The organism is Bradyrhizobium sp. (assembly GCF_016462955.1).
In the GTDB taxonomy this organism is placed as follows: Bacteria; Pseudomonadota; Alphaproteobacteria; order Rhizobiales; family Xanthobacteraceae; genus Bradyrhizobium.
Genome location: NZ_JAEMSD010000064.1, coordinates 12,619 through 20,795, shown reverse-complemented (window position 1 = coordinate 20,795; position 8,177 = coordinate 12,619). Strand labels below are relative to the sequence as shown.

Genomic DNA, 8,177 nt, shown 5'->3' with positions numbered 1-8,177 from the left:
TTGGCGAATTCGATGGCGACCTTTGGCGCCGCTACCGGATCGTTCGAAGTGGCGATCACGGTCGGTCCCTTCAGCATGGGGCCGATGGCAACGACGTCAGTGCCTTCAAGAGCAATTTTGGCGAGACGGTTCTTCGAGACCTTCACCGCAGCGCCCGCCTGCTTCATCTGCTGGCGCAGCTTCTGCATCTGGGCGACGGTGAGGCCGGAATATTGAGCAACGATCGCGACGCTCGTGGTCTTGAAGACCTCATTGAGCTGTTCGACCGCCTCTTTTTTTGCCGCTCGTTCCACAGCAAGCTCTCTCCGGTTGGCGGTCATCGCAAAAAGCGGGACCGCCGGGTTGCACCCATCGTCCCACCCAAAACCTGAACCTCGGGGCCAAAACCCAAAGGACACGCGCCGGGCGAGACGACGATTCAAAGCCTGCCCTCCGAGAGCCCGTTGAGGCCCACGGCGTGTCGAGGTCCGAACCAGACACGTTCCGCAACCACCGTTAAGGTGGAAGGCGAAGTGAAATCCGGTCTTCACCCGTCTATGCAGGCTATGCGATTAAGCCGTTGAGAAATCTAAATTTCCCGCAGGCGCCTGCAGTCTTGGACAGGACGAGGCCAGCCGGCGAACCGTCCGACCTCTGCCCGCATCCCACCAACCGACGGGTTCTCTTTCCTTTTCGGGCAAATCCTTGCGGACGTCCTGAAAAGGAATGATCTCCTGTCGTGTCAGGTTTTCGGAATGCGTGCACGAACGCGCCAGCCGAGGCCGGCACGTCCGGAGGCGGTTCTTTAACCGCTCTCTGCCTGCTTGCCAAGAGCAAAATTCACACCAGTTCCAATCCGTTGCCGGCCGGGCCTGAGATGACCCAACAAGGCCCCCATTCAGGCCAATTTGACCCCATAAGGGAGCGGCTTGCCCTCGAAGAACGCCGACAGGTTTGCCAAGACGCAGTTCTGCATGGCCACGTGCGAGTCCAGGGTGTGGCCGCCGATATGAGGGGCGAGCACGACGTTCGGGAGCACTGTCAGCGCATCCGGGGCGTGCGGTTCCTCCTCGTAGACGTCGAGGCCGGCGCCGGCGATGGTGTTGTCGGCGAGCGCGGCGACCAGAGCCTTCTCGTCGATGACGGAGCCGCGGGAGATGTTGACGACATAGCCGTCCGCGCCGAGGCGCTTGAGGATGTCGGCATTTACGACGTGCTGGGTCTCGGCCCCTGCCCGGACCGCGATCATCAGCACGCTGCACCAGTCGGCCAGCGCCTCCAGGGAGGGAAAATATTGATAGGGCAGATCGTGTCTGGTGCGGCTGAAATAACCGATCTCGCTCTCGAAGGCGGCGCAGCGGGCGGCGATCTTGCGGCCGATCTCGCCCATGCCGTAGACGCCGATGCGGCGGCCGGGCATGCCGGTCTGAGGGCGCATCATCGGCGATTGCTTGGAGGCCGCCCAATCGCCGCTGCGAACATATTGGTCGGCGACCAAAATCCGCCGCGTCGTCGCCAGCATCAGGGTCATCGCGATATCGGCGACGGACGCCGCATTGGCACCCGGGCTGTGGCCGACCGCGATGTTGCGGCTGGCCGCCGCCTTCAGGTCGACGCCGTCATAGCCGGTGCCGTAGCAGACGATGGCACCGAGCTTCGGAAAGAAATCCATCGCCTCCGCGCCGAGCGCGGTTCCGCCCGCGGTCAGCACCGCGCGGATACCCCTGAGCTCGTCCGCCGGAAACACCTCTTGCGCGGGCTTGCCGCCGGTGTCGAGCAGCTCGAATCGCTCGGCGAAACGCGCCATCATTGTTTTGGGAAAGCGCGAATAGATCAGGACCTTGTCAGCCATTGTTCTTGTTTCCAGTGAGCGCCGCCACAAACGACGAGGGGCGGAATCGGTCGCCCGACTCCGCCCCTCGCCTCATGCAATTTCCAAACCTCAGCCGAGAATGGTGCCCGGCTCGACCTTCACGCCGGGGCCCATCGTCGAGGACACCGCAACGCGCTGGATGTAGGTGCCCTTGGAACCGGCGGGCTTCGCCTTGGAGACCGCGTCAGCCAGAGCCTTGATGTTCTCGACCAGCTTCTCCTCGGAGAACGAGGCCTTGCCGACGCCGGCCTGCAAGATGCCGGCCTTCTCGACGCGGAACTCGACCGAGCCGCCTTTGGCGCCCTTGACCGCACCGGTGACGTCCATGGTCACGGTGCCGATCTTCGGGTTCGGCATCAGGCCGCGCGGGCCGAGCACCTTACCGAGACGACCGACCAGGGGCATCATGTCGGGGGTGGCGATGCAGCGGTCGAAATCGATCGAGCCGTTCTGCACCTTCTCGACCAGGTCTTCGGCGCCGACGACGTCGGCACCTGCAGCCTTGGCCTCGTCGGCCTTGGCGCCCCGGGCGAACACGCCGACGCGCAGCGTACGGCCGGTACCGTTCGGCAGGGTCACGACACCGCGGACCATCTGGTCCGCGTGACGGGGATCGACGCCGAGATTGATCGCGACCTCGATGGTCTCGTCGAACTTCGCTTTCGCGCGTTCCTTGACCATCTTGATGGCGTCCGCGAGCGGGTAAAGCTTTTCGCGGTCAATACCTTCGCGGGCTTTGTTCAAACGCTTTCCGATTGCCATGACCGCTTACCCCGCAACTTCCAGACCCATCGAACGGGCCGAGCCCTCGACCATCTTCATGGCCGATTCGATGGTGTCGCAATTCAAGTCCTTCATCTTCTTCTCGGCGATCTCGCGCACCTGCGCCTTGGTCACCTTGCCGGCCTTGTCGCGGCCCGGCGCCTTCGAGCCGGACTGGATCTTGGCAGCCTGCTTGAGGAAGTAGGACATCGGCGGCGTCTTCATCTCGAAGGTGAAGGAACGGTCCGCATAGATGGTGATGATCACCGGGATCGGGGTGTTCTTCTCTTCCTTCTGGGTCTGGGCGTTGAACGCCTTGCAGAACTCCATGATGTTGAGACCGCGCTGACCGAGCGCGGGACCGATCGGGGGCGAAGGATTCGCCGCACCGGCCGGGACCTGAAGCTTCAGGTATCCGGTCACTTTCTTTGCCATGTATCACTCCTGTTCTGCCGGCATGCCGCCGGCGGTTTCAGGTTCGTGGTCGGGATCGATGTGCGGCTGGCAACCGCCCTCGTCCTCCCACGGCCTCTCCTGGAGACGTCCCCGCCTCCACTCCTCTCGTCATGCCCGGACTTGATCCGGGCATCCATCACTCTTCGCAGAAAGCATTCTTGCGAAGCAGATGGATTGCCGGGTCAAGCACGGCAATGACAGCTCGAGTCAGACCTTCTCGACCTGACCGAATTCCAGTTCGACCGGCGTGGCGCGGCCGAAGATCGACACCGCGACCTTCACGCGCGAGCGCGCCTCGTCGATTTCCTCGACCACACCCGAGAACGAGGCGAACGGGCCGTCCGCCACGCGCACGTTCTCGCCGATCTCGAACGACACCGACGCCTTCGGCCGTTCCACACCCTCCTGCACCTGGTGCAGGATGCGCATGGCCTCGGATTCCGAGATCGGCATCGGCTTGTTTTCAGCGCCGAGGAAGCCCGTGACCTTCGGCGTATTCTTGATCAGGTGGAACGCCTCGTCGGTCAGCTTCATCTTCACCAGCACGTAGCCCGGGAAGAACTTGCGCTCGGCATCGACCTTGCGGCCGCGGCGCACTTCCGTGACCTTCTCGGTCGGAACCAGCACCAGTTCGAACAGCTCCTCGAGCCCGCGCTGCTTGGCCTGCTCGCGGATCGATTCGGCGACCTTCTTCTCGAAGTTCGAGTAGGCGTGGACGATGTACCAGCGCTTGTCGGACACTTGAGCGGTTGCTGTTGCCATCAGTGAATGCCCAGGAGGAAGGTGATGAGATAGCGGATGATCTGATCGGCGGCGAAGAAGAAGATCGAGGCCACGGCGACCATGACGAACACCATGATGGTGGTGATCGTGGTCTCACGGCGGGTCGGCCAGGTGACCTTGGCGGTCTCCGAACGCACTTCCTGCAAGAACTTGAACGGGCTGACTGCCATCGCTTGAGGTCCAGCGTCCGTCGACAGACGCAAATGAATTTCAGGGATCCGAACAGCCGCCGTTGGCCCAGCCCTCTGTCTCGAAGGATGAGCCGGAAACCGGGCTCGATTGTTCGGGGATTTCAAGGCCGCGCCGGAAATCCGCGTCTAACGGGCCGGCTGCGAGTGCGGGGTATCTACTGCGGATGGGACCAAAGGTCAAGGTAAAGAGACTTCGCGCGGCAATCCGCCCTCCCCCGCCTCCCGGTGCGGAAGCCATGCGGATCAAGGGGTTATCCACCGCCCGCAAGGCTCGATCCCTCAAAGGGGCATCGGCCCGGAACGGTCAGTCGGCCCGGTCGATCATGGAAATCCCCGGCAGCGGCACCACGAACTTCCCGCCTTCGGCGAAATAGCGGGCGTGCTTGGCCCGAATCGGGTCGACGTAGCGCCAGGCGAACACGACGACGAACGCCGGCTTGCGCTCGTAAAGGGCACCCGGCGGCAGGATCGGAATGTCGTAACCCGGACCGGCCATCACGTTTCCTTTGTTGGGATCGTCGTCCACCAGGAAGTCGATCTTGTTCTCCAGGCCGAACTGCGGCAGCAGGGTCGTGGTGCCGACCGAGACGCCGTAGCCGGCGACCTGTTGGCCCCGCGCATGGGCGGCATCGGCCATCGCGACCAATTCGTCGCGGATGGCAGCAATCCTCTTCACATAGGGCGCATAATAGGCTGGCTGGTCCACGCCGAGCCGGTCTTCCTCGGCGATGAACCGCGCGACCTCGGCCGACGGCTTCCGCGCCCCGCCCGCCCGCTGAACCGTCACGCGAATGGAGCCGCCCTTGGTCCAGATGTGCTGGACGTCGATCACTTCCATGCCGAGCCGGGCGAAGAAGTGCGTCAGCGGCTTGATGTTAAAATACGACAGATGCTCGTGATAGACGGTGTCGAGCAGGTTCTTCTCGGTGACGTCGACGCCGTATTGCGTTTCGAAGACGAACAATCCGTCCGGCGCGAGCACGTCGCGCACCCCGATCACCAGCGGATCGAGATTGTCGACATTGGCGATCATGTTGTTCGCGATCACGACGCTCGCCGCACCATGGCTCTGAAGGATGCGGCGCCCGATGGCGTCTGTGAAGAAATCGCCGATGGTCTCGATTCCCGCCTCGGTCGCGCGCCGCGCGATGTCGACGGCGGGATCGACACCCAGCACCCGCATGCCGCGCTCTTTGAAGAAGCCAAGGAGCGAGCCGTCGTTGCTGCCGAGTTCCAGGATCAGCGAGCCAGGCGCCACCTCGAAGCGGCTGACGACGTCGTTGGCATAGCCGGCGAAATGCTCCCGCAGGCCGAGCGAGAGCGAGGTGGTATAGACGTAGTTGCGGTACTGGATCTCCGGATTGCCGACATGAAGAATCTGGAGGTGGCCGCAGTCCCTGCACAAATAGAGCGCCATCGGCACGGCGGCGCGAAAGACGGGATCGTCGGCGCTGGCGTTGGGCACCTGGAAGTTCGGCGTGCCGATGGGCATCCCTGCCATCGGGACGACCAGTTCCTGCTTATCCGAATGGCAGAGGCGGCAGGTATTGCGGACGTAGAACAGGTTTTTCATCGTGGAACCGACAAATGAGATACGGGCGCGAGTGAGATTATCCCACCCTGTGAAAACCAGATCGGCAATGGGCTCGCGTGGGTCATGAGTGGCTCGAGACTTCCTTGGCCAGCGCGTAGCTGGGAGCTGCCTCGGCCGCCTTGGCCTTGTCCGCCGAATAAGACCCCCGCTCCGGGCTCGCCAGCCAGATCACACCGCCGACGACGCCGATGATCACGCTGATGGCACCCAGAAGCAGCGAAACTGACAGCGCTTGCTCGGACGGCACCCCGGCCAGACCAAGGCAGGCGACCATCGCCCCTTCGCGCACGCCCCAGCCGCTGATCGAGATCGGAACGGCCGTCAACAGCACCACCGGCGGAATCAGGATGCCTGCGTCCAGGACGGAGAGCTGCGCTCCGACACCGCGTGCCAGGGTGTAACAGGCCGTCGCGGTGACGAGATGAATGAGGAGCGCCGATCCGAAAAGCGGCGCACGGCGCTCGGACTGTAGCAGCAGAAACCTGACCAACGTTCCGAACCGCACGAAGCTCGCGATCGCGGGAAGCGCGATGAAGCGTTTCGGCAGACGGTCGAGCGTCAATAGGACCACCGTGCCGGCGACGCCCGCCAGCGTCAGTCCGCCGATGGCGAGGATCGCGGCCGGATTGGACACGCGTGACAGCAGAAGCGGCAATCCGATCACCATCAGCACGATCAACCCGATCAGCGCCGTGAAGCGGTCTGCCGCAACGCCCTTGACGGCCTCCGACCACTGCACGCCGCGTTGGCGCAGCAGCCACATCCGCACTGCGTCGCCGCCGACGGATGACGGCAACACCTGATTGAACCAGAGGCTGATCATGAGGATCCGCCAACCCGCGAGCCAGTCCAACGACACGCCGAGCGCGCGCATGATCAGCTCCCATCGGCCGTTGAGCACGAAGGTTTGCAAGAAGATCAGCGCAAGCGCGACGCCGAACAGGAAGGGATCGACCGAGACGAGATGATCGCGCAGCTGGCGCAGGTCGAGACCACGCGCAATGTAGACCAGCACCGCGATCGACAGCAGCAGCTTCACCGAGAACAGGGCCGCCTGCTTGACTCGCGACTGCATCGGTTGCCCGCCTCAGGACGCCGGATATTCCGCACGACCGATGACGAGGTCGATGGCGGCCATCATCCAGAACTGGTGCGTGGTTTCGACGATGTTGTAGCTGCGGCTGTCGACCCAGAAATTGACGTCGCCGAGCGTGCTCAGCGGGTTGTCCGCATTCATGCCCGACAGCGTGATCACGTCGAGCTTCATCGTCCGCGCCTGCGCAACCGCATTGAGGATGTTCTTGGAGCGCCCCGACGAGCTGATGGCGACCAGGCAATCGCCGGCGCGGGCGTTCAGCCTCACGGCGTGCGCGATCCAGTCCTCGAACCCGTAATCATTGGCAAGGCACGACATCATGCTCGCATCGCTGAAGCAGAGCGCGGGTACAGACGCGTTCTTCGCCAGATCGATCGCCAGATGCGAGGCGATGCCGGCCGAACCGCCATTGCCGATGAAGATGACCCGGCCGCCCTGCTCGCGCGTGCGCAACCAGGACGCGCGAGTGGCGGAGATCCTGGCAAATATACCGTCGTCAGCCGCCGTCGCGCGATGCAGGCGTCCCACGTAATCGTCGAGGAAAGCCTTGTGATCGGGATCCACGGACTCGGCAGGCATGGGCTGGCGGCTCGGTTGCAACATGTCCGGGTGATACCGGCTATTACCAAGGATTGCAAAGGTATAATACTTGCAAAGTTTGTGAGCGGCTGATAGTCGGCTTTCGGGTTTCACAACATTGGCGAGCCTGTTTCGCTGGGCATTCGCGTCACGGATGTTCCCCATGAAATGCATCGTTACTGGCGGCGCCGGCTTCATCGGCAGTCACCTCGTCGATCGCCTCCTCGATGACGGCCACGAGGTCATTGCACTCGACAATTTCGTCATCGGCCGCGCCGAAAATCTGGCCGCACACGCCAGTTCGAGCCGGTTGAAGGTCGTGCGGGCGGACGTCACTGACCTCGACTCGATCAGACCGTATTTCCACGGTGTCGATTGGGTCTTCCATCTCGCCGCACTCGCCGACATCGTTCCCTCGATCGAGTCGCCGATCCCCTATCATCGCGCCAATGTCGACGGCACGGTCAACGTCCTGGAGGCGGCGCGGCACGCCGGCGTCAGCCGCTTCGTCTACGCGGCATCCTCCTCCTGCTACGGCATTCCCGACGTCTATCCGACGCCGGAAACCGCCGAAATCCGGCCGATGTATCCCTACGCGCTCACCAAGAATCTCGGCGAGCAATGCGTCATGCACTGGTGCCAGGTCTACAAGCTGCCCGCGGTGGCGTTGCGCCTGTTCAACGTGTACGGACCCCGCCATCGCACCACGGGCACCTACGGTGCCGTGTTTGGCGTGTTCATGGCGCAGAAGCTCGCTGGCAAGCCCTTCACCGTGGTCGGCGACGGCGAGCAGACACGCGACTTCACCTTCGTCAGCGATGTCGCCGATGCCTTCGTGACCGCTGCGCGCTCCGATGTCTCTCA

10 protein-coding genes are annotated in these 8,177 nt (G+C 63.2%); 1 reads left to right on the top strand and 9 read right to left on the bottom strand.

The genetic code is table 11. From position 1 onward, the window contains the following. From rplJ to JHD07_RS09845, 9 genes are all read right to left on the bottom strand, one after another. Positions 1-293 (bottom strand): 50S ribosomal protein L10 (rplJ, locus tag JHD07_RS09885; RefSeq protein ID WP_291621498.1); only part of this gene is annotated, 293 nt, incomplete at its 3' end. Positions 294-877: 584 nt separating this feature from the next. Beyond that, positions 878-1,831 (bottom strand): 2-hydroxyacid dehydrogenase, encoded by a 954-nt coding sequence (locus JHD07_RS09880; RefSeq protein WP_291621497.1) that lies wholly within the window; start codon positions 1,829-1,831, stop codon positions 878-880. Between the two features lie 90 nt (positions 1,832-1,921). Next, positions 1,922-2,614, bottom strand: coding sequence for a 50S ribosomal protein L1 (gene rplA / locus JHD07_RS09875; protein ID WP_018647230.1), 693 nt, complete (start codon positions 2,612-2,614; stop codon positions 1,922-1,924). Positions 2,615-2,620: 6 nt separating this feature from the next. Further along, positions 2,621-3,049: a 50S ribosomal protein L11 gene (gene rplK, locus JHD07_RS09870; protein ID WP_011088164.1), complete on the bottom strand. Its 429-nt coding sequence runs from the start codon at positions 3,047-3,049 to the stop codon at positions 2,621-2,623. A 228-nt stretch (positions 3,050-3,277) separates the two neighbouring features. Next, on the bottom strand, positions 3,278-3,832 hold the full coding sequence (gene nusG, locus JHD07_RS09865) for a transcription termination/antitermination protein NusG (RefSeq protein WP_291621496.1): 555 nt from the start codon (positions 3,830-3,832) through the stop codon (positions 3,278-3,280). Beyond that, complete coding sequence (gene secE / locus JHD07_RS09860) at positions 3,832-4,023, bottom strand: preprotein translocase subunit SecE (RefSeq protein ID WP_007611620.1); 192 nt, start codon at positions 4,021-4,023, stop codon at positions 3,832-3,834. The genes nusG and secE overlap by 1 nt, the downstream gene beginning before the upstream one ends. 325 nt (positions 4,024-4,348) lie before the next feature. Beyond that, positions 4,349-5,617: a class I SAM-dependent methyltransferase gene (locus JHD07_RS09855; RefSeq protein ID WP_291621495.1), complete on the bottom strand. Its 1,269-nt coding sequence runs from the start codon at positions 5,615-5,617 to the stop codon at positions 4,349-4,351. An 82-nt stretch (positions 5,618-5,699) separates the two neighbouring features. Further along, the gene (locus tag JHD07_RS09850) at positions 5,700-6,713 is read right to left on the bottom strand and encodes a lysylphosphatidylglycerol synthase transmembrane domain-containing protein (RefSeq protein ID WP_291621494.1); all 1,014 of its coding nucleotides are present in this window, start codon (positions 6,711-6,713) and stop codon (positions 5,700-5,702) included. 12 nt (positions 6,714-6,725) lie between these two features. Next, entirely contained in the window at positions 6,726-7,313 is a 588-nt protein-coding gene (locus JHD07_RS09845; RefSeq protein WP_291621493.1) for an SIS domain-containing protein, read from the bottom strand. 163 nt (positions 7,314-7,476) lie between these two features. Here JHD07_RS09845 and JHD07_RS09840 point away from each other — a divergent pair. Then, positions 7,477-8,177 (top strand): NAD-dependent epimerase/dehydratase family protein (locus JHD07_RS09840; RefSeq protein WP_291621491.1); only part of this gene is annotated, 701 nt, incomplete at its 3' end.